The sequence below is a fragment of the Pseudomonas sp. CFBP 13727 genome, assembly GCF_014841915.1.
GTDB classification, from domain to species: Bacteria; Pseudomonadota; Gammaproteobacteria; order Pseudomonadales; family Pseudomonadaceae; genus Aquipseudomonas; species Aquipseudomonas baltica.
Genome location: NZ_JACYUT010000004.1, coordinates 367,570 through 388,591, shown reverse-complemented (window position 1 = coordinate 388,591; position 21,022 = coordinate 367,570). Strand labels below are relative to the sequence as shown.

Below are 21,022 nucleotides of genomic sequence, written 5' to 3'. Positions count from 1 at the left end.
GGGCGCCCTTCCCGGCCGATGACCGCTCCCAGGGATAAGCCTTGCGTGGATCCGAAAGGCCACCTGAGAACCTATATCGTTTACAATTGTTTCAAGATTCCGCTGCCCTGCCGTAAGGAAGTTGCCCCATGCCCACACCAACCCTCCGGTCCCTTTTTCGCACCCTGGCCGCCTGCCTGCTGGGCACGGCACTGGCCGCCCCGCTGGCCCTGGCCGCCGACAAGGTCGAACTGACCCTCTACAATGGCCAGCACAAGGAAATAGGCGAGGCCATCGCGCAGGCCTACGAGGCCAAGACCGGGATTCATGTCAATGTCCGCAAGGGCAGCAGCAATCAATTGGCCAGCCAGGTAATGGAAGAAGGCCAGCGCTCTCCGGCGGATCTCATCTACACCGAAGAATCACCCCCTCTGAACAATCTGGGCGAGAAAGGCTTTCTGGCCAGAATCGACGACAGCACCCTGAGCATGCTGCCGCCCGAATACGTCGCCAAGGACGGTTCGTGGATGGGCGTGACCGCTCGCGTACGGGTGGTGGCCTACAACCCGAAGCTGATCGACGAAAAAGACCTGCCTGAAACGGTGCTGGAGTTCGCCGAGCCGCAGTGGCAGGGCAAGGTCGGCTTCGTGCCCACCAGCGGAGCCTTCCAGGAGCAGGCCGTGGCCATCATCAAGCTGCACGGTCGCGAGGCCGCCGAGGAATGGCTGACCGGTCTGCGCGCCTTCGGCAAGACCTACACCAACAACATGGTCGCCCTCAAGGCGGTGGAAAACGGCGAAATCGCCACTGTTCTGGTAAACAACTACTACTGGTTCGCACTCCAGCGCGAGAAAGGCCAGCTCGACTCCAAACTGCATTACTTCAGCAATGGCGACGCCGGCGGCCTGATCACCATTTCTTCCGCTGCCGTTCTCAAGTCCAGCAAGCACCCGCGGGAAGCCCAGGCGCTGCTCGCCTACATGGCCAGCGAGGAAGGCCAGCGCGTCATCACCCAGACCACTGCCGAGTACCCACTGCACAAAGGCATGGTCTCGGACCGCGGCCTGAAGCCGTTCGACGAGCTGCAGGCACCGGCCATCACTCCGGCAGACATCGGCAATGCCGAGGACGCACTGGACCTGGAACGGGACGTCGGCCTGAATTGACCACCTCTCTCGTCATGCCTGCGGGGCGGCGCAAGCGCCCCTCGATCTGGGTGCTCGTACCCGTCCTGCTGCTGGTCGGGCTGAGCCTGCTGCCCCTGCTCTATGTTGGCCTGAAGGCGTGGCAAGCGGGCCTCCACGAAGCCATCAGGCTGTTGTGGCGCCCTTACGTGCTGCGCTTGCTGGGCAACACCCTGATGTTGATGGCCGGGGTGACGGCAGCCTGCGTGATCATCGGTGTGAGCCTGGCCTGGTTGCTCGAACGCAGCGACCTGGCCGGCCGACGTCTCTGGGGCGTGATCCTCTGCCTGCCGTTCGCGGTACCTGCCTTCGTCAGCGGCTTTACCTGGGTTTCGCTCAGCCCACGATTCGAAGGATTGGGCGGCGCGATTCTGGTGATGACCCTGTCGAAATACCCGCTGGTGTTTCTGCCGGTCGCCGCGACGCTGCGCAATCTGGACACCTCTCTGGAGGAATCGGCGCGCACGCTGGGGCAGAACCGCACGGGAGTGTTCTTCAAGGTCACCCTGCCGCTGCTGTGGCCGGCGGTACTGGGTGGGGCGCTGCTGATCGCGCTGCACATGCTGGTGGAGTTCGGCGCCCTGTCGATCCTGGGGCTGCAGACCTTCACCACAGCGATCTATCAACAGTTCGAACTGGAATTCAGCAACACCAATGCGGCGATGCTGTCGGCACTGCTGCTGGTTCTGTGCCTATTGCTGCTGTGGCTGGAGCTGAAGGTGCGTGGCAACGCGCGTCACATTCGCACCGGCCAGGGCGCTGCCCGGCGTGCAACCCCTTTGCGGCTCGGCGCCTGGCGGGTGTTGGCGCAGTTGTATTGCCTGCTGCTGGTGATCGTGGGCAGCGGTGTGCCACTGGCCATGCTCGGCTATTGGCTGGTGAAGGGCTCGTCGGCGGCCTTTCCCGTGGCGGCCATCGGCGAGGCACTGTTGACCTCGTTGGCATTGGCCCTGGGCGGCGCCGCGCTGTGCCTGGCGCTGGCATTGCCCGTGGGGCTGTTGGTGGTGCGCCACCGGGGCCGCCTGGCCATCTGGGCAGAACGCCTGCCCTATCTGCTGCATGCGCTACCGGGGCTGGTGATCGCCTTGACGCTGGTGTATTTCGCCCTGCACTACGTTCCGGCGATGTACCAGACCACCGGGCTGCTGTTGCTGGCTTACGCGCTGCTGTTTCTGCCCTTGGCGCAGGCGCCGGTGCGTACTGCCCTGAACAAGGCTGCGCCTGCGCTCGAAGAAGCGGCACGGACCCTGGGCGCCACGCCGTTCACCGCGTTCTGCCAGGTGACACTGCCGATCATCTTCCCGGCGATGGCAGCGGCATTCGCGCTGGTATTCCTCGATGGCATGAAGGAACTGACCGCTACCCTGGTGCTGGCCCCCACCGGCATGACAACCCTGGCCACCGAGGTGTGGTCGCACACCTCGAACATGGAATTCGCCGCCGCCGCGCCCTACGCGGCACTGCTGATCCTGATTTCCGGCGTCCCGGTGTACCTGCTCACCACCCGCATGTACCTGAACCGCACAGAGTGAAGCCACGCAATCCTGTAGGAGCGGTCCGTGGACGCGAAACGGGCGCCGCGGTTCGTCAGCAAGGACCGCGGTGCGCCCTTCGCGGCCGATGACCGCTGATGCCACGCAATCCTGTAGGAGCGGTCCGTGGCCGCGAAAAGGCACCGCGGTTCGTCAGGCAGACCGCAGCGCGGCTTCAGGCGCGGAATTGGCCCAGGCTGGCTTTGAGCTGGGCAGCGAGCTTGTCCAGTTCCCGGCTGCTGGCCGTGGTCTGCTGTACCGCGAACGCTGCTTTCTCTGCCTGAGCGTGGATCACCTGCACCCTGCCCTTCACCGCCTGCGCGCCACGCGCCTGCTGTTCGGCCGCCTGGGTTGCCAGGCCGATCGCCGAGTGCACCTGTTCCACCGAAATCTGAACGGCCTGCTGCAGCCGCGCACTGTCGCGCAGCACTGCCAGGCCTTCGTCCGCCTGTCGTCCGGCCTGACCGATAGCCGCCACCGCTTCCCGCGCACCGGCCTGCAAAGCGCCGATGTGGGCCTGGATATCGCCGGTCGAACTCTGCGTCTTGCTTGCCAGCGCACGCACCTCGTCGGCGACCACGGCGAAACCGCGCCCGGTCTCACCGGCCCGCGCCGCCTCGATGGCGGCATTGAGCGCCAGCAGATTGGTCTGCTCGGCGATCCCGTGGATCACCGTCAACACCACCTCGATCTGCTGGCTCTGCTCGGCCAGGCGCTCGATCACCTTTGAGCCGCTCTGCACCTGGCCGGCCAACGCCTCGATCAACCCCCCGACCTGTTGCGAGGCACGAGTATTGTCGTCGGTGGCCTTGCGAATCTGCGCCACCTGCTGCAAGGCCGACTGCATCGCCTGGCTCTCGGCCTGAGCCTCATCGGCCATCTGCGACAAGTCGTGCAGGCTCTGCGCTACTTCATCGCGCTGCAGTCGAGCGGCATCATCGGCACCAGCGTTGCGTTGGGCCATGCTGCCGATCTCGATACCGGTCTTGTGCGCCACCTCACCCGCCTCGCGAACGATAGGCTGCAGCTTGTCGACGAAACGATTGACCGCCGCCGCCATGTCGCCGATCTCGTCACGGCTGTGGATAGCGACGCGTTTGGTCAGATCACCCTCGCCTGCGGCCAGATCATCCAGCGCACCGACCAGCAGACGCAGACGATGCACCACGCGCCGCCCCAGTACCGCGGCCAGCACCACCAGCATGACCATGCCGACCAGGGCCAGACACAGCCCGATGCGCCAGCGCAACTGCGCCGCAGCGGCCTGCACCGTGTTGTGGGTATTGGCCTGCATGGTCGCCGCCGCCGATTCCGCCGACTGCAGACGCGCCTGCAGCGCCTTGGCACTTTCGGCCGAGGCGCCTTGCAGGCTCTCGCCCACCAACTGCCCCGCACTGGCAATCAATGCCGCGAAGCGCTTGTCCAGTTCGGCCACCTCGGCCTCTACACCAGTGCGCGAGACAGCCATCAGTACCCGGCCGATCTCTGCGCCATTGGGGTTGATCGAGGCCTCGACATAGATCACCGCCGGGTCTGTCTTGGCCGCATTGAGCACCTTGTCCAAGGCTCGCTCACCGGCGCCCTTGGCCAACAGCGCCTGGTTGATGGGGTTGTCGCGGTTCAAGTAACGGGTCAAGTGCTCGCCCTGGGCGTCGTTGTAGATCACGAACAGCACGTTGGGATTGCGCTGGGCGCGGCGGGCGAACTCGGAAAGCGTCGGTACATCGTTATCCCACATTGCCCGCGGCGCGACCGAGGCCAGCAATTCGGCCATGTCGGTGGCCGATTCCTGCAGGTCCTTATCCAGCGTGGCGCGGATCTGCGCCTGCTCGCCGGTCAGACGTGCCGACAAACCGGCACTCAGGCGCTGGCGAGTATTGCCCGAAAGGCTCTCGAGGCCGGAAGACACTTCCGCGCTCGCGCTTTGCAGCTCGCCCGTCAGCCGCTGGCTGTCCTGAGCCATGCGACGGTCCAGATCCGCTTCCAGCGCGGTGACCGTGCTTCGGGTCAGCGCAATGGCGGCCAGCACCTGCACCAAAAGAGCGATGCCCAGGGCGATGAAGACCGGACGCAGCAAACGGCTGCGCATAAGAGAAAGGACAGCGGACATGTGAATCCCCTTTTTATTGACGCCATTCTGACGATGGCGCCTGATTGAGGACTCACACAGCAAAGGCCGTGCCGAGAAGGTTTGCCTGTTGCTCGAACGACAAAGGGCCCCGAAGGGCCCTTTGCTGTATTGCGCGAACCGCTGTCAGCCGAACGGGTGACGCAGCACGATGGTTTCGTTGCGGTCCGGGCCGGTCGAGATGATGTCGATCGGTGCGCCGATCAACTCCTCGACTCGCTTGATATAGGCACGAGCGTTGGCGGGCAGCTCTTCCAGGGTTTTCGCACCCACGGTCGACTCGCTCCAGCCCGGTACTTCTTCGTACACTGGCTGCAGGCCCACGTAGCTGTCAGCGTCAGTGGGGGCAACGTCCTTGCCCTCCGAATCTTTATAGCCGATGCAGATATTGATGGTTTCCAGACCATCGAGTACGTCCAGCTTGGTCAGGCAGATGCCCGAGATGCTGTTCACATCGATAGCGCGACGCAGGATGACGGCGTCGAACCAGCCACAACGACGAGCCCGGCCGGTGGTCGCGCCAAACTCGTGGCCTTGCTTGGCCAGGTGCGCACCGACTTCGTCGAACAGCTCGGTGGGGAACGGACCCGAACCTACACGGGTGGTGTACGCCTTGGTGATGCCCAGGATGTAGTCCAGGAACATGGGACCAACGCCGGAGCCGGTCGCAACGCCACCCGCGGTGGTGTTGGAACTGGTCACGTACGGGTAGGTACCGTGGTCGATGTCGAGCAACGAACCTTGGGCACCTTCGAACATGATGTCTTTGCCGGCACGACGCAGGTCGTGCAGTTCGGCAGTCACGTCGAGCATCAGCGGCTTGAGCAGCTCGGCGTATTCCTTGCACTCGGCCAGAGTCTTTTCAAACTCGATGGCAGGCTCTTTGTAATAACCCACCAGCATGAAGTTGTGGTAATCCACCAGTTCACGCAGCTTGTCTTCGAAGCGCGGCATGTTGAGCAGGTCGCCCACACGCAGGCCGCGACGAGCAACCTTGTCTTCATACGCCGGGCCGATGCCGCGACCGGTGGTGCCGATCTTGAGCTCGCCACGGGCCTTTTCACGGGCTTGATCCAGCGCCACGTGGAAAGACAGGATCAGCGGGCAGGACGGGCTGATACGCAAGCGCTCGCGCACTGGTACGCCTTTGTCCTCGAGCTTGGTGATCTCGCGCATCAGAGCGTCGGGTGCAACTACCACACCGTTGCCGATCAGGCACTGGACGCCCTCGCGCAGCACGCCCGAAGGGATCAGGTGCAGGACGGTTTTCTCGCCGTCGATGACCAGCGTGTGACCGGCGTTGTGGCCGCCTTGATAGCGCACCACCGCAGCAGCATGTTCGGTCAGCAGATCAACGATCTTGCCTTTGCCCTCATCACCCCATTGGGTGCCCAGGACTACGACATTCTTACCCATAACACTTGTCCTCATTCGCGCAAACTTGGTGCCGGCAGCGGCCGGCAGGAAAACTCAAGAGGCCAGTGGCAGCACTTGCCATTGCCCGTTCTGCTGAATCAATTGACAGTCGCAATCTGCCTCGCCGGCAGCCTCGATCGTCTGTCCCGGCAATGCCTGGACCACGCGGCGACCCTCGCGGCGCAGCTGGCAGACTGCCTGCCACAAGGCCGCATCGGTGCTGTCAGGCATCCAGACGCCACCGACGGGCAGTTCGATCCGGGCCCGACCCAGCGTCACCAGGGACTTGAGGTCCGTGGAGAAACCGGTTGCCGGGCGGGCACGGCCGAAGTCCGCACCAATGTCATCGTAGCGGCCGCCCTGGGCGATGGACTGGCCCATGCCTGGAACGAACACGGCGAACACAACGCCGGTGTGATAGTGATAACCGCGCAACTCGCCCAAGTCGAAGTACAGCGGCAATTGTGGAAAACGCAACGACAGCCGCTCGGCAATCGCCAGCAGGTCGTCCAGTGCGGTCATCACCGGCGCCGGTGCGTTGGCCAGGCGTACCTTGGCCTGAGCCAGCACTTCGCGACCGCCACACAGGCCAACCAGGGCACGCAGCATCTCGGCGATGTCCGCTTGCAGCCCTTCGGTGAGGACGATCACTTCGTCGATGGCCTTGCGCTGCAGGGCATCGAACAACTGCTGCTCGACATCGCCCGACAGCCCGGCCGCGCGGGCCAGGCCGCGGTAGATACCGACATGCCCCAGATCCATGTGCACGTCTGGCACATCGGCCATTTCCAGCATGGTCAGCATCAGGCTGATGACTTCCACGTCGCTGCTCGGACTGGCATCGCCATACAGCTCGGCGCCCAGCTGGATCGGGCTGCGCGAACTGGACAGTGCCCGCGGCTGTGCATGCAGCACACTGCCGGCATAGCACAGGCGGTTCGGCCCTTCACGGCGCAAGGTGTGCGCATCGATGCGCGCCACCTGCGGCGTGATGTCGGCACGAAAGCCCATTTGCCGACCCGATTGCGGGTCGATCACCTTGAAGGTGCGCAGGTCCAGGTCCTGCCCGGCACCGGTCAGCAGCGACTCGAGGTATTCGATGTGCGGCGTTACGACGAACTCGTAACCCCAGCTCTGGAACAGGTCCAACACCTGACGCCGCGCGACTTCGATTCGCGCAGCCTCGGGCGGCAGTACTTCTTCGATGCCATCTGGCAGCAGCCAGCGGTCTACCGTTGCCATTACGCCTTTCCCCTATGATCCGGGCGGCCTGCCGTCGGGCTAGCCTTGAGTGAAGCAGAAATCGCCCACCGCAAGCAGGTCGCGGGGCAATGTCCTCATGAACCGGGCCTATGAATCGGCCAATCTAACTTGCAGACGCAAAAAAGCCGGGAATTTCCCGGCTGCCGCATCATACACACGTTTCGCCGATCGTTCACCCCGCCGAACGGTTAAACCGCTCGACGGGGAAAGCCGATCAGGGCTTGTACTTCTCCATGAAGCGGAAGAAATCGCTCTTGGAGTCCAGCACCATCACGTCGCTCTTGTTGGCGAAGCTCTGGCGGTACGCCTGCAGGCTGCGGAAGAAGGAATAGAATTCCTGATCCTGACCATAGGCCTGGGCGTAGATGGACGCTGCCTGCGCATCGCCGTCACCACGCGCTTCCTCGGACTCGCGATAGGCTTCGGCCAACAGCACACGACGCTGGCGATCGGCGTCGGCACGGATGCCTTCCGCTAACTCGTTACCCTTGGCACGGTGCTCGCGCGCCTCGCGCTCACGCTCGGTGCTCATGCGCTCGAACACGCTGCGGTTGACTTCCTTGGGCAGGTCGATGGCCTTGACGCGCACGTCGATGACCTCGATACCCAGCTCCTTGTCTGCCATGCGGTTGAGCGACGTGGTGATGTCGGACATCAACGCGTCACGCTCGCCCGACACCACTTCATGCAGGGTGCGCTTGCCGAACTGGTCACGCAGACCCGATTCGAGACGTCGCGACAGACGCTCGTCGGCGATCTGCTTCATGCCGGAAGTAGCGGTGTAGTAGCGCTCGGCATCCTTCACACGCCACTTGGCATAGGCATCGACCATCACCGCTTTCTTCTCCAGGGTCAGGAACCGCTGGGTCGGGGCGTCGAGGGTCATCAGCCGCGCATCGAACTTGCGCACCTGGTTGACGTACGGCAGCTTCACATGCAGGCCGGGCTGGACATCGGCCTGGACCACGCGACCGAATTGCAGGAGGACCGCACGTTCGGTTTGCGCAACGATGTAGAAGCAGTTCCATGCTGCCACCGCCAGAACGACGGTGACGACAAGGGCGATCACAGATTTATTGCCCATCAGCGACTCTCCCTTGAACGCATTTCACGCTGTTGCTGCTGCAGGTCGGCCGCAGCGCGTGCGCCGGCGGCGTCGCTGGCCGAGGCCGGCGTGCTGGCGGCAGGCGTGCTGCCGTTGTTGCGGTCGCCACCGACCATCTTGTCCAGCGGCAGGTAGATCAGGTTGTTCTGACCTTCCTTGCTGGCCACCAGCACCTTGCTGGTGTTGCTGTACACGTCCTGCATGGTTTCCAGGTACAGGCGCTGACGGGTCACGTCGGGTGCCTTGCGGTACTCGGTGACCAGCTTGGTGAAGCGGTCGGCCTCACCCTTGGCGCGCGATACGACTTCGTCGCGGTAGCCGTTGGCATCTTCGATGATGCGCTGGGCCTGCCCGCGAGCCTCGGGAATCACGCCGTTGGCATAGCCTTCGGCCTGGTTGCGCGAGCGCTGCTCGTCTTCCCGGGCGCGGATCACGTCGTCGAAGGCTTCCTGCACTTCACGCGGCGCTGCCGCGCTCTGCACGTTGACCTGGGTCACGGTGATACCGGTCTGGTAGGTGTCGAGGAAACGCTGCAGGCGCTCCTTGATCTCGCCGGCCATCTGCTCGCGACCTTCGGTCAGCACCTGGTCCATGGCGGTGGAACCCACCACGTGGCGAAGCGCACTGTCGGTAGCATGCTGCAGGCTGATTTCGGGCTGGTCGACGCGCAGGACGAAGTCCTGCAGGTTGGTGATCTTGTACTGCACGGTCAGCGGCACTTCGACGATGTTCTCGTCTTCGGTGAGCATCTGCCCCTGCTTGGTATACGAACGCTCGCGCGTGACGTTTTCCAGGTACTTGCGGTCGATCGGCGGGAAATAGATGTTCAGGCCCGGACCTACCGTTTCGTAATACTTGCCGAAGCGCAGCACCACGGCCTGCTCCTGCTCGTCGACCACATACACCGCGCTGTACAGCCAGATCGCGCCAAGCACGGCAAGGCCGATGCCCAACAGGCCGAGACCACCGCCCTTGGACGTGCCTCCACCGTCGCCACCGCCACCTGTGCGTTTCTTTCCACCGCCGAACAACCCGTTCAGGCTGTCCTGCAGCTTGCGGAAGGCCTCGTCGAGATCCGGTGGCCCCTTGCGGTCGCCTCCACGGCGTTTACCACCCCAAGGATCTTGATTGTTCGAGTTGCCACCCGGCTCATTCCAAGCCATAGCGCTCTCCATCTGATAAAGCAAAGACGCACCCACGGCGCGCCGACCAATGCTACAGAATGCCCGACATGACAGCACAGCTGCCACACGAGGCTTTTATTGCAAAGTGTGTTGCTCGATGAATTCAGCGGGCTCCATGCCTTCGCGACTGACCAGGCGATTGAGCTCCGCACGCGGCAGGCGTATTGCCAGCAGACTGCCACCTTGCTCATCATGCGCTTCGCTTTGCACCGCGCCCAGCGAAAACAGCTGGGCGCGCAGGCGGCCCAGTGTCTGGCCCAGCTGCAGCGTGCCGACGAACAGGTCTTCGCCGAGCAGCTCGGCAACCGCCTGCTTGACCAGCTCGAGACCGCGCCCGTCGCGCGCCGACACCCATACCCTGACCGGCTTGCCGTCGGCATCGCGCTGTATCTGCGGCTCGACGTTCTCGAGCAGGTCGAGTTTGTTATACACCTCGAGGATCGGCAACCCTTGCGCGCCGATCTCGGTGAGCACGGCCATGACCTGTTCGATCTGCGCCATGCGCTCGGGCTCATGGGCATCGATCACGTGCAGCAGCAGGTCGGAGTTGCTCGATTCCTCGAGGGTGGCGCGAAACGCTTCGACCAGCTTGTGCGGCAGGTGACGAATGAAACCCACCGTGTCGGCCAGGATCACCGGCCCCAGGTCGTTCAACTCGAGTCGGCGCAGGGTCGGATCGAGCGTGGCGAACAGTTGGTCGGCCGCGTACACCTCGGACTGCGTGACGGCGTTGAACAAGGTCGACTTGCCGGCGTTGGTGTAGCCCACCAGGGACACCGACGGAATGTCGGCTCGCCGGCGGCCGCGACGCGCCTGCTCGCGCTGGCTGCGAACCTTTTCCAGGCGCTGCTTGATCTGCCGCAGGCGTACCCGCAGCAGACGCCGGTCGGTTTCCAGCTGGGTTTCACCAGGGCCGCGCAGGCCGATACCACCGCCCTGGCGCTCGAGGTGAGTCCAGCCGCGAACCAGCCGCGTGCTCATGTGCTCGAGCTGGGCCAGTTCGACCTGCAGCTTGCCTTCATGGGTACGGGCGCGTTGCGCGAAGATATCCAGGATCAGACCGGTACGGTCCAGCACGCGGCACTCGAAGACTTTCTCGAGGTTGCGCTCCTGGCTGGGTGTGAGGGTGTGATTGAAGATCACCAGATCTGCGTGCTCGGCCTTGACCTGGTCACGCAGCTCCTCGACCTTGCCGCTGCCGATCAGAAATTTGGCACTGGGCCGATGACGGGCGACATTGACGAATGCGACAGTTTCGGCGCCGGCCGAGATGGCCAGCTCCTGAAACTCCTGCGGGTCTTCGCGCGCCTCAGGGTCCTGACCATCCAGATGAACGAGGATCGCTCGCTCACCACCACCGTGGCGCTCAAAGAACAAGGCAGACTCCTATCAAGCGTTACCTGGGTCGGTGTCGCCCTGCTCGGATTCGGTCGCACTTGGCAGACGAATCGGACGCACCGGTACAACCGTGGAAATAGCGTGTTTGTAGACCATCTGGCTGACCGTGTTCTTCAGCAAAATGACGAACTGGTCGAACGATTCGATCTGGCCCTGCAACTTGATACCGTTCACCAGATAGATCGAGACGCCGACCTTCTCTTTACGCAAGGTGTTCAAGTAAGGGTCTTGTAGCGAATGCCCTTTTGACATGTGCCGCACTCCTTTAAGGATCAATAGTGGAAAAGCTTTGAAAAGATGAAGGCTCTGACCGTCAGACCCAAGGATAGACGGCAATTGCGGGACTCAGCTCAATATGGAGGCCGAACCCAGGTATTTCAAGGTGCGAGGCAGATTGTCGATGGCCAGGCTGTCGAGCCAGTGCAGATCGGCCCAACTGCGCAACCAGGTAAACTGTCGCTTGGCCAATTGGCGCGTGGCGATGATGCCGCGTTCGCGCATCTGCACCTCGGTCAGCTGGCCATCCAGATGATCCCAGACTTGCCGATAGCCCACCGCTCGTATAGACGCAAGCCCAGCATGCAAGTCACTTCGAGCACGCAAGGCAGTGACCTCGTCGACGAAGCCTTGTTCCAGCATTTGTCCGAAACGCACGGCAATTCGCTCATGCAGCACCGAGCGATCGGCGGGTGCGATTGCCAAGTGGGCCACAGTATAGGGCAATTGCCCGCTTGCCAATGCGCCTGCCTCGGTACTTTGCGCAGATTGTTGCGCGCGCAGCTCGGTCATGCTCGAACCACTCACGCGGTAGACCTCCAGCGCTCGGATCAGCCGTTGCGGATCATTGGGATGAATGCGCGCGGCAGAGACCGGATCGACCGCCGCAAGCTGGTCATGCAGTGCCTGCCAGCCGTGCAGCGCGGCCTGCGCCTCGAGATCGGCGCGCACCTGGGCATCGGCGCCCGGCATGTCCGCCAACCCCTCGAGCAAAGCCTTGAAATACAGCATGGTGCCGCCAACCAGCAGCGGGATGTTGCCCCGCGCGGTGATCTGCGCCATGGCCTGCAACGCATCGCGGCGAAAGTCGGCGGCGCTGTAGCTTTGCGCCGGATCGAGGATGTCGATCAGTGCGTGCGGATGGGCGTCGAGCACCGCCCGCGACGGCTTGGCGGTGCCGATGTCCATGCCGCGGTAGACCAGGGCCGAGTCGACGCTGATCAGCTCGCACGGCAGCACCTTGCTCAGCTCGATGGCCAGGTCGGTCTTGCCCGCGGCCGTGGGCCCCATGAGGAAGATCGCCGGAGGTAGGCCACTCATGTTCAACGCCCGCGCAGGAAGAGTTTGTCCAGGTCGTCCAGTCCCATCTGGGTCCAGGTCGGTCGACCATGGTTGCACTGGCCACTGCGCTCGGTGTTTTCCATATCGCGCAGCAGGCCGTTCATTTCCGGAATGGCCAGGCGCCGGTTGGCACGAATGGCACCGTGGCAGGCCATGGTGCCCAGCAATTCGTTCAAGTGGGCCTGGATACGGTCGCTGGTGCCGTACTCCATCAGGTCGGCCAGGACATCGCCGACCAGGCGATTGGCCTCGGCCTGCTTGAGCAGGGCTGGAATCTGGCGTATGGCCAGGGTTTCCGGGCCCAGGCGCTGCAGCTCGAAGCCCAGCCGCTGGAACCACGCCGCGTGCTCCTCGGCACAGTCGGCCTCGCGTTGGCTCATGGCCAGCGATTCGGGCACCAGCAAGGGCTGCCCGCTCAGACCTTCGCTGGCCATGGCGATCTTCAGGCGCTCGTACATGATGCGCTCGTGCGCCGCATGCATGTCCACCAGAACCAGCCCCTGGGCGTTTTCGGCCAGGATATAGATACCCTTGAGCTGTGCCAGCGCGTAGCCCAGCGGGGGGATGTCGCCCTGGCTTGGTGGCAGACTGGGAATCGGCGCGGTGCTGCTGCCGGCGGTAGGCAGCGGTGCGAAGAACTCCCGGTAGGCGCTCTGCGCCTCGGCCACCGGCAGGGCAGCGGTCGGCCGTGGCGTGTATGAATAACCGCCGCTGTAACCCCCACTTGACTGCGGCTGGGCCATCGGTGAGTGCAGCAGGTTGGCCGCCAGGCCCATTTCACCCTGAGGGCCGAACTCGCCTGCCTGGGCCCCGCTCGGCCGCAACGGCTGGGCCTGCGCCGGCGCGCTCGCCAACTGGTCTTCCGGGCGAACATCGGCCAGCGCCCGGTGCAGTGTGCCGTAGAGAAAGTCGTGCACCATGCGCCCGTCGCGAAAGCGCACTTCATGCTTGGTCGGGTGTACGTTGACGTCGACCACCGCTGGGTCCACTTCCAGAAACAGGACGAAGGTCGGATGACGGCCGTTGAACAGCACGTCGCGATAAGCCTGGCGTACCGCGTGGGCCACCAGCTTGTCGCGCACCGCTCGGCCGTTGACGAAGAAGTATTGAAGGTCGGCCTGGCTGCGCGAAAACGTCGGCAAGCCTACCCAGCCCCACAGCCGCAGGCCGTTGCGCTCGACTTCTATAGGCATCGCCTGTTCAAGGAACGCCGGCCCGCAGACCGCAGCGACCCGCCGTGCACGGGCGGTTTCGTCATGGGCCTCATGCAAGCCGAGGATGCTCTTGCCGTTGTGCCGCAGGTGGAAGCCTACGTCGAAGCGCGCCAGCGCCAGGCGCTTGATGACTTCCTGCAGGTGGTCGAACTCGGTTTTTTCGGTCTTGAGAAACTTGCGCCGCGCCGGCGTATTGAAGAACAGGTCGCGCACCTCTACCGAGGTCCCCACTGGGTGCGCCGCAGGCTGCACGCGGGCGTCCATGTCGCGGCCTTCGGTTTCTACCTGCCAGGCCTGATCGGCCGCCGCGGTGCGCGAGGTCAGGGTGAGCCGCGCCACCGAACTGATCGAGGCCAGCGCTTCGCCGCGAAAACCCAGGCTCATGACGCGCTCGAGGTCCTGCAGGTCGCGGATCTTGCTGGTGGCATGGCGCGCCAGGGCCAGCGGCAGGTCGTCGGCCGAGATGCCGCTGCCGTCGTCGCGCACGCGCAGCAGCTTGACGCCACCCTGCTCGACCTCGATGTCGATGCGCCGGGCGCCGGAGTCCAGGCTGTTTTCCAGCAGCTCCTTGATCACCGAAGCCGGTCGTTCGACCACCTCGCCAGCCGCGATCTGGTTGGCGAGCCGCGGACTGAGCAGCTCGATACGCGCCGATTCAACCATTACTGGGACGCCAGGGCAGTACTGGGAATGGTGACTTCCTGACCTATCTTCAATTCATCGGTTTTCAAGTCATTGGCGCTGCGCAAGGTGGCGATGCCCAGGTCGTAGCGCGCCGCCAGCATGGCCAGGGTTTCGCCGGGACGCACTACGTGAGTGCTGGGGCCGCGGGCAATCTTGCCGGTGTCGCGCAACCAGGCCATGTAGGTACCTGGCGGCGGGTTCTGCTGGAAGAACTGCTTCACGCCGGTACGGATGGAGCGCGCCAGCGCCTGCTGGTGACCCGAGCTTTGCAGTTTGTTGGCTTCGTTGGAGTTGGAGATGAACCCGGTCTCCACGAGGATCGAAGGGATGTCCGGCGATTTCAACACCATGAACCCGGCCTGCTCGACCCGACGCTTGTGCAGCGGTGTCACCTGGCCAATGTTGCTCAACACTTTCTGGCCCACATTGAGGCTGGAAGTCAGCGAAGCGGTCATCGACAGATCCAGCAACACGCCGGCCAGCATGCGGTCCTTGTCATCCAGGCTGACGTTACCGGCGCCACCGATCAAGTCCGAACGGTTCTCGGTATCGGCCAGCCAGCGTGCGGTTTCCGACGTGGCGCCGCGCTCGGACAGGGCGAATACCGAGGCGCCGAAAGCCGCCGAGGAGGGCGCGGCATCGGCGTGAATGGACACGAACAGGTCAGCGCCCTTCTTGCGGGCGATTTCGGTACGCCCGCGCAGCGGAATGAAGTAGTCGCCGGTGCGCGTCAGCTCGGCGCGAAAACCTTGTTCGGCGTTGATCTGGCGTTGCAATTCCTTGGCAATCTGCAACACCACGTCTTTTTCATGCTGCCCGCGCGGCCCCGAGGCGCCTGGGTCTTCGCCGCCGTGGCCGGCATCAATGGCAATGACGATATCGCGCTTGCCGTTAGGCACCGGGGTCAGCTTGATGGCCGGACGCGTCGGCGTCACCGGCACCGCCGGGGTGATGGCCACGGCCGGCTGGGGTGGCGTGGGCTCGGCATCGGCCGCGGAGTCGAACAGGTCGACCACCAGGCGGTTGCCATATTGCTGGTTGGGTGCAAGCGTGAAGCTTTTCGGGGTGATGGCCTTTTTCAGGTCCACCACCACGCGCAGATCGGTGGGGGTACGCTGTGCCGAGCGCACGCTGGTGACGGGCGAGTCGCCAGGCGCCACGCTCAACGGACCGGCCGCAGTGGCGCCGTTGATGTCGATGACCAGTCGATCGGGCGACGACAGCGTGAACACGCTGTGCTGGACGGGACCGGTGAGGTCGAAGACCAGCCGGGTATTATCCGGCGCTCGCCACAAGCGCACGCTCTTGACTTGTGTAGCGGCCACGGCATTGACGACAAAACCCGTCAACATCAGACCAACGACCGCGACCAGCGCGCGAATGCGCATACCTAACCCCATCAATTTATTTGGATTTCTGTGCCACAGCGGCACACCAGGACACACCGCGCGGGCCCTGTGGCGATAACTTCAACAGCCTTCCGGCCGCTTGCGGGCTTATGGTAATGGTCAGGTCCGGCTTTGGCAAAAAGCCTGCGCCCTGCTGGGGCCACTCGATCAGGCACAAGGCGTCCTCTTCAAAGTAGTCGCGGATGCCCAAATACTCCAATTCCTCTGGATCAACAAGACGATAGAGGTCGAAGTGAAAGGCTTTTATAACTCCGATCTCGTAGGGTTCGACCAGAGTGAAGGTCGGGCTCTTGACCGCTCCGACGTGGCCCAGGCCGCGGATCAGGCCTCGGGAAAAGGTGGTCTTGCCGGCGCCCAGATCACCCTCCAGGAAGATCAATCCGTGGCCTTGGGTCACCTCTGCCATGCGCGCACCGAATGCAAGCATGGCCGCCTCGCCTTCCAGGTAGATTTCTACTTCAGACACGGATAATGCTCCTCGAGCAACTGACGAATGGCAGGTATCAGGTCGCTGGCCGCCAGACCACGACCGAGCTTGCCCAGCCGCTCTCCGGCGCCGGCATGCAGCCACACACCCAGGCAGGCCGCATCGAAGCCATCCAGGCCTTGGGCACGCAGGGCGCCGACCAGCCCGGCGAGCACGTCGCCCAGGCCTCCGGTGGCCATGGCGGGATGACCCTGATCGCAGATCGCCAGGCGCCCATCGGGCGCAGCGATCAGACTGCCCGCCCCTTTGAGCACGCACACTGCCGAATACTGACGCGCCAGGCGCAGGGCCGCCGCGGGGCGATCGGCCTGCACCTGCGCGGTGGAAATACCCAGCAGCCTGGCCGCTTCCCCTGGGTGCGGGGTCAGCACGGCATCGGCCGGCAGCGCGACGGCGCCCTGCGCCAACTGATTCAGTGCATCGGCGTCCCACACCTGTGGCTTGTCCTGGCTGGCCGCCACCGACAGCAAGCTTCGGCCCCAGCTGGCCTGCCCCAGCCCGGGCCCGACCACCAGCACCGTGGCCGCTTCGGCCAGCGCCAGCAGCTGGTTGGCCGAAGCGATATCGGCAACCATCACTTCCGGCATGCGCGCCAGCGCCGGCGCCACGTGCTCGCCGCGGGTAGCCAGCGTTACCATGCCGGCCCCGCTGCGCAGGGCACTTTGCGCGCTGAGCAAGGCCGCACCGCCGGTGCCATGGTCGCCACCGATCACCAGTACACGGCCGTACATGCCCTTGTGCGCATCCATCGGCCGCGCGGCCAGAACCGGCAAGGTGGTGGGGTCGAGCTGCACAGCGGCCGAAGGCTGGCGCTGCCCCGCGTCGGGAATTTGCGTGTCTGGCGGCATGCTTGAACCTTTACTGTCGATGTCTGGCAGAATTATACCCACCTCCGCACAGGTTTCCTCGCTCGCATGTCTGCTCCCACCATCGACCTTCCCGCCCTGGCGCTCTCCATCAAGCAATGGGGACGCGAACTGGGTTTCCAGCAAGTCGGCATCGCAGGCCTGGACCTGGGCGAGCATGAACAGCACCTGCAGCGCTGGCTCGATGCTGGCTATCACGGCGAAATGGACTACATGGCTGCCCATGGCAGCAAGCGCTCACACCCCGAGCAGCTGGTGCCAGGCACCTTGCGGGTCGTTTCGCTGCGCATGGACTACCTTCCCGGCGACACCCAGATGGCGCAACGCCTGGCGCAGCCTGAAAAAGCCTATGTGTCGCGCTATGCCTTGGGCCGCGACTACCACAAGCTGATCCGCAAACGTGTGCAGCACCTGGCCGAACGCATCCAGCAGGACATCGGCCCGTTTGGCTTTCGCGCCTTCGTCGACAGCGCGCCGGTGCTGGAAAAAGCCATTGCCCAGGAAGCCGGACTGGGCTGGATCGGCAAGAACACCCTGGTACTCAACCGCAAGGCCGGCAGCTACTTCTTCCTCGCCGAACTGTTCGTCGACCTGCCGTTGCCGGTCGACGAGCCCCACGCCAGCGAGCACTGCGGGCGCTGCACGGCCTGCCTGGACATCTGCCCTACCGCCGCCTTCGTCGGGCCCTACGTGCTGGATGCTCGTCGCTGCATTTCCTATCTGACCATCGAGCTCAAGGGCCCCATTCCCACCGAGCTGCGTCCGCTGATCGGCAACCGTGTGTTCGGTTGCGACGACTGCCAGATCGTTTGCCCATGGAACCGCTTCGCCCGCCCTTCGGGCGAAGGCGATTTCCAGCCGCGGCATCAACTGGACAATGCCGAACTGGCGCAGCTGTTTTTGTGGGATGAAGACCGGTTTCTGAGCAGCACCGAAGGCTCGCCCCTGCGCCGCGCCGGTTACGAGCGCTTTCTGCGCAACCTGGCGGTTGGGCTGGGCAACGCACCGTCGAGCATCCCGGTGCTCGAAGCCTTGAAGGCACGCCGCGAACACCCCAGCGAACTGGTCCGTGAACACGTCGAATGGGCCCTGGCGGCCCACGCTCAACGATCGTCGTAGACGAACTTGGGCATTTCCCAATGGAATCGAATAGCCAGCAGACGCAGGAGAAAGCCGCCGCACAGGGTGATGGACAGCGCCTGAATCGGCACCAGCTCCAGGTAGGTGCAACCCAGAAAGCACCACGCCGCAGCGAATGAGACGCTGGCATACAGCTCGCGGCGGAACACCAGGGGAATGTCGTTGCAGAGGATATCGCGCAGGATGCCGCCGAAGACCCCGGTGATCATGCCGCTGATGGACGCCACCAGATAATCGTGGCCCAGCTCCAGCGCGGTCATGGTACCGATCAGGGTAAACGCCACCAGCCCCAGCGCATCGAGCACCAGAAACAGCGAACGCAGGCGGCGCATGAGTGGCGCGATGAAAATCGTCACCAGCGCCGCCACGCTGGTGAGCACCAGGTATTCGGGATGCTTGACCCACGTCAGCGGATAGTTGCCGAGCAACACGTCGCGCATCGACCCACCGCCCAATGCAGTCACACAGGCAATCAGCACCACGCCGAACCAGTCCATACCGCGCCGCCCTGCGGACAAGGCACCGGTCATGGCTTCAGCGGTGATGGCGATGAGGTAGAGGGTCAGCAGCATGGGAACCTGGAGCCAAAAGACGAGCAGTGTGATGGGCGCGGTATCGACTGCAACATGGGCGCCGCGATGATCCCTCATGATACCGGGCACGCACTGGCGTTGTCCGCTTCACGGGGTCCGGAGACACAGCGTGAGTTCATCGCCCACAGGATAGCTGCAACACGCCAATGCGTACCCAGCCGCGCACTCCTGTACGCCCAGTGCAAAATCGGCCTCGCTGCGACATTCCCCTTTCAGGACTTTGATCTTGCACGCACCACAAATTCCAGCACGACACTGACTGCGCACTTTCAGGCCCTGGGATTCCAACTGCGCAAGCAGGGTCAGCGAATGAACCGCTTCGAACTCGACCCCCGACGCGGGGATCTTCAAACGCACCGTTCCAGTGTCGGCCTGCTTGGCGGGCAACGGCGAATCGGCCGAGCTGAATGCTTCGATAAAGTACTGGGCCCCACCATGCCGAACCTGCATGGCCCGGTGTATTTCTACAGCGAATGCCTGGCTTCCGCAGATCACGATGCCTTGCGACGCCTCCAGGGCGTCCAGTACCCCCTGGTTTGGACGCCCCCTCCACAAGCAGCCGTTGTCTTGGTACAACGACTGCCGGGTGACATGGATGCGCAAAGTGAACCAGCGTTCGGCAAGCTCCAGGGTCATCAACTCGGCGAAGCATGGCACGGCTTCCAGAGAGGGCGTGCACAACAGCAATGTGATCCGTGGCACTCGGCGGCCTTGCCGTGCCCATTGCCTGAATTCGCGTATCAATGCCCAAGGCAAGGTAAACCCGATACCACCAGCCAACAGCGCCACGCTATCCAAACCAGAAAGTTGTTGCGCCGTGATATCTCCTGCAACGCCCACACAGCGCACCAGGGCGCCGACCATCAGATGATTGAACATCGTCTCTGACAACCCTTTGGAAGGCACGCGCTGGACGATGATCTCAACCTGCCAGCGCGTGGGGCAGGCCACTATCGAATAGCAGGCCGTGCGAACTTGACCGGTAGCACCTGCGTATTCAAGTATCAGGTAACGGCCTGGGACATATTCTTCTTCACGCTGTTCATCGAGCACCGTGAAGACAAATCTCCTCGCGTTCTCGGCAACGTCGCATGCCACATCACACCGTAGAAAACCTGGCCCAACTGGCTCTACTGCAGATGAATTGTTCTTAGCCGAAAGCACCATCTATTCCAGACCTATACGTGCAAGGAGACTGGAAACCGACTCGGTGTAGACCTCTACTTCGCTTGATCGAGAACACTCCAGAAGCATTGCCTCATACCCCTGGAATCCCGCTAGAGAAAGCGCCCGAGCCCACGCACCCAGTTCGTTATCGGCAAACATCTCTACCGTCCTGGCAATCACAGCCTGCAAGTACGTTCGTTCGCCAACACTTAGCGTGTGGACGATATCGCACGCTACAAAACTGAAAACACTTGAATGGCTCCACTCATCCACTGCGTGAGTACGAGTCACCTCATGGCACACCTGCTGGATGGAGTCATCCTCGGACAAGGTTTTCAGGTAGTCAGTGATCAAGGTTTCACTGGCACAGGCAATACCGAATCGAGTGAGCCGCCGCTGCCACTCAGCCTTACATGTGGACAATATCTGGTCCCGCCAGCGGATGAGATTGAAGTCGCTGAAATCGAGGTAGGGCAGCTTGCGGTTCAGATAGATGTAATTGCATGCCGTGACTGACATTTTGGTATGGAGCGCTTCGTCAAGCAGCGCCTCAGACATCACTCGCTGCAGGATGTCGCGGTTGCGAGACTCAACAGGTGGCCTTTTGATGATGTCCTCGCAGGCAGGTGTCACAATGTCGCATTCGATATAAATGGTTTTGAGGTTATAGATAATCCAGCCATAGGACAGACATCTGGATTTCATTTCAGCCGTAGCTGCCTGCCAGGCTGGATGACTTCGAAACGGAACCAGCGACTCGCTAAAGTCCAACCTGCCGTGTTCGAAGAGCAATTCGCTGTACGGGGTCGCATCATTATTGACTGCTGCCCGTACGTTCCACAAAGAAGACAACTTCTCCAGCATGTTCCTGACGCCATCATGGCTTTCCGGACCAACTTCCATATTCACGTGCTGTGTACCTCTTTACCTGTGAT

The 21,022-nt window shown here is 63.1% G+C and carries 17 protein-coding genes and 1 pseudogene; 3 read left to right on the top strand and 15 right to left on the bottom strand.

The annotated features are described in order from the left end of the window. Positions 1-128 precede the first annotated feature (128 nt). Both IFT76_RS15045 and IFT76_RS15040 read left to right on the top strand, forming a co-directional pair. Positions 129-1,145: an extracellular solute-binding protein gene (locus IFT76_RS15045; RefSeq protein WP_122480365.1), complete on the top strand. Its 1,017-nt coding sequence runs from the start codon at positions 129-131 to the stop codon at positions 1,143-1,145. 14 nt (positions 1,146-1,159) lie between these two features. Then, positions 1,160-2,695 (top strand): ABC transporter permease, encoded by a 1,536-nt coding sequence (locus tag IFT76_RS15040; protein ID WP_192059185.1) that lies wholly within the window; start codon positions 1,160-1,162, stop codon positions 2,693-2,695. A 175-nt stretch (positions 2,696-2,870) separates the two neighbouring features. Here the strand turns inward: IFT76_RS15040 and IFT76_RS15035 are convergent, their stop codons facing one another. The 12 genes and pseudogenes from IFT76_RS15035 to IFT76_RS14980 all read right to left on the bottom strand — a co-directional run. Then, positions 2,871-4,805: a methyl-accepting chemotaxis protein gene (locus IFT76_RS15035; RefSeq protein WP_192059072.1), complete on the bottom strand. Its 1,935-nt coding sequence runs from the start codon at positions 4,803-4,805 to the stop codon at positions 2,871-2,873. Positions 4,806-4,949: 144 nt separating this feature from the next. Beyond that, positions 4,950-6,239 (bottom strand): adenylosuccinate synthase, encoded by a 1,290-nt coding sequence (locus IFT76_RS15030; RefSeq protein WP_192059070.1) that lies wholly within the window; start codon positions 6,237-6,239, stop codon positions 4,950-4,952. 54 nt (positions 6,240-6,293) lie between these two features. Further along, positions 6,294-7,481: an ATP phosphoribosyltransferase regulatory subunit gene (locus IFT76_RS15025; protein WP_122480369.1), complete on the bottom strand. Its 1,188-nt coding sequence runs from the start codon at positions 7,479-7,481 to the stop codon at positions 6,294-6,296. A 235-nt stretch (positions 7,482-7,716) separates the two neighbouring features. Next, on the bottom strand, positions 7,717-8,586 hold the full coding sequence (gene hflC / locus IFT76_RS15020) for a protease modulator HflC (protein WP_122480370.1): 870 nt from the start codon (positions 8,584-8,586) through the stop codon (positions 7,717-7,719). Beyond that, positions 8,586-9,770: an FtsH protease activity modulator HflK gene (gene hflK, locus IFT76_RS15015; RefSeq protein WP_122480371.1), complete on the bottom strand. Its 1,185-nt coding sequence runs from the start codon at positions 9,768-9,770 to the stop codon at positions 8,586-8,588. Before hflK ends, hflC begins: the two co-directional genes overlap by 1 nt. A 96-nt stretch (positions 9,771-9,866) precedes the next feature. After that, positions 9,867-11,168, bottom strand: coding sequence for a ribosome rescue GTPase HflX (gene hflX, locus IFT76_RS15010; RefSeq protein ID WP_122480372.1), 1,302 nt, complete (start codon positions 11,166-11,168; stop codon positions 9,867-9,869). Between the two features lie 12 nt (positions 11,169-11,180). Continuing rightward, positions 11,181-11,441: an RNA chaperone Hfq gene (gene hfq, locus IFT76_RS15005; protein ID WP_043191144.1), complete on the bottom strand. Its 261-nt coding sequence runs from the start codon at positions 11,439-11,441 to the stop codon at positions 11,181-11,183. 93 nt (positions 11,442-11,534) lie between these two features. After that, positions 11,535-12,506 carry a tRNA (adenosine(37)-N6)-dimethylallyltransferase MiaA gene (gene miaA / locus IFT76_RS15000; RefSeq protein ID WP_192059068.1) on the bottom strand — a complete coding sequence of 324 codons (972 nt, stop codon included), beginning with the start codon at positions 12,504-12,506 and terminating at the stop codon, positions 11,535-11,537. Between the two features lie 2 nt (positions 12,507-12,508). Next, positions 12,509-14,404: a DNA mismatch repair endonuclease MutL gene (mutL, locus tag IFT76_RS14995; RefSeq protein ID WP_192059066.1), complete on the bottom strand. Its 1,896-nt coding sequence runs from the start codon at positions 14,402-14,404 to the stop codon at positions 12,509-12,511. Beyond that, entirely contained in the window at positions 14,404-15,813 is a 1,410-nt protein-coding gene (locus IFT76_RS14990) for an N-acetylmuramoyl-L-alanine amidase (protein WP_192048115.1), read from the bottom strand. Before IFT76_RS14990 ends, mutL begins: the two co-directional genes overlap by 1 nt. Positions 15,814-15,829: 16 nt before the next feature. Beyond that, a complete protein-coding gene (gene tsaE, locus IFT76_RS14985; RefSeq protein WP_122480376.1) occupies positions 15,830-16,300 on the bottom strand; it encodes a tRNA (adenosine(37)-N6)-threonylcarbamoyltransferase complex ATPase subunit type 1 TsaE in 471 nt (156 codons plus the stop codon). Further along, positions 16,288-17,109 (bottom strand): annotated as a pseudogene (locus tag IFT76_RS14980) (NAD(P)H-hydrate dehydratase); the annotation flags it as partial. The pseudogene IFT76_RS14980 and the gene tsaE, both read right to left, overlap by 13 nt. A gap of 126 nt (positions 17,110-17,235) precedes the next feature. On the opposite strand from IFT76_RS14980, the gene queG reads away from it, so the two are divergent. Beyond that, entirely contained in the window at positions 17,236-18,306 is a 1,071-nt protein-coding gene (queG, locus tag IFT76_RS14975; RefSeq protein ID WP_192059061.1) for a tRNA epoxyqueuosine(34) reductase QueG, read from the top strand. Here the strand turns inward: queG and IFT76_RS14970 are convergent. From IFT76_RS14970 to IFT76_RS14960, 3 genes are all read right to left on the bottom strand, one after another. Beyond that, complete coding sequence (locus IFT76_RS14970) at positions 18,291-18,899, bottom strand: trimeric intracellular cation channel family protein (protein ID WP_122480379.1); 609 nt, start codon at positions 18,897-18,899, stop codon at positions 18,291-18,293. The genes queG and IFT76_RS14970 overlap by 16 nt on opposite strands. 108 nt (positions 18,900-19,007) lie before the next feature. After that, positions 19,008-20,087, bottom strand: a complete 1,080-nt coding sequence (locus tag IFT76_RS14965) for a 2Fe-2S iron-sulfur cluster-binding protein (RefSeq protein ID WP_244647957.1) — start codon at positions 20,085-20,087, stop codon at positions 19,008-19,010. Then, positions 20,088-20,990, bottom strand: coding sequence for a diiron oxygenase (locus IFT76_RS14960; RefSeq protein WP_192059183.1), 903 nt, complete (start codon positions 20,988-20,990; stop codon positions 20,088-20,090). It lies immediately after the preceding gene. Positions 20,991-21,022 lie beyond the last annotated feature (32 nt).

Coding starts and splice junctions, on each gene's coding strand:
- IFT76_RS14990 (WP_192048115.1), bottom strand. CDS start 15,813: ATGCGCATTCGCGCGCTGGTCGCGGTCGTTGGTCTGATGTTGACGGGT.
- hfq (WP_043191144.1), bottom strand. CDS start 11,441: ATGTCAAAAGGGCATTCGCTACAAGACCCTTACTTGAACACCTTGCGT.
- IFT76_RS15040 (WP_192059185.1), top strand. CDS start 1,160: ATGCCTGCGGGGCGGCGCAAGCGCCCCTCGATCTGGGTGCTCGTACCC.
- IFT76_RS14960 (WP_192059183.1), bottom strand. CDS start 20,990: ATGGAAGTTGGTCCGGAAAGCCATGATGGCGTCAGGAACATGCTGGAG.
- IFT76_RS15030 (WP_192059070.1), bottom strand. CDS start 6,239: ATGGGTAAGAATGTCGTAGTCCTGGGCACCCAATGGGGTGATGAGGGC.
- mutL (WP_192059066.1), bottom strand. CDS start 14,404: ATGGTTGAATCGGCGCGTATCGAGCTGCTCAGTCCGCGGCTCGCCAAC.
- IFT76_RS15045 (WP_122480365.1), top strand. CDS start 129: ATGCCCACACCAACCCTCCGGTCCCTTTTTCGCACCCTGGCCGCCTGC.
- IFT76_RS14970 (WP_122480379.1), bottom strand. CDS start 18,899: ATGCTGCTGACCCTCTACCTCATCGCCATCACCGCTGAAGCCATGACC.
- IFT76_RS14965 (WP_244647957.1), bottom strand. CDS start 20,087: ATGGTGCTTTCGGCTAAGAACAATTCATCTGCAGTAGAGCCAGTTGGG.
- miaA (WP_192059068.1), bottom strand. CDS start 12,506: ATGAGTGGCCTACCTCCGGCGATCTTCCTCATGGGGCCCACGGCCGCG.
- hflC (WP_122480370.1), bottom strand. CDS start 8,586: ATGGGCAATAAATCTGTGATCGCCCTTGTCGTCACCGTCGTTCTGGCG.
- IFT76_RS15025 (WP_122480369.1), bottom strand. CDS start 7,481: ATGGCAACGGTAGACCGCTGGCTGCTGCCAGATGGCATCGAAGAAGTA.
- IFT76_RS15035 (WP_192059072.1), bottom strand. CDS start 4,805: ATGTCCGCTGTCCTTTCTCTTATGCGCAGCCGTTTGCTGCGTCCGGTC.
- queG (WP_192059061.1), top strand. CDS start 17,236: ATGTCTGCTCCCACCATCGACCTTCCCGCCCTGGCGCTCTCCATCAAG.
- hflK (WP_122480371.1), bottom strand. CDS start 9,770: ATGGCTTGGAATGAGCCGGGTGGCAACTCGAACAATCAAGATCCTTGG.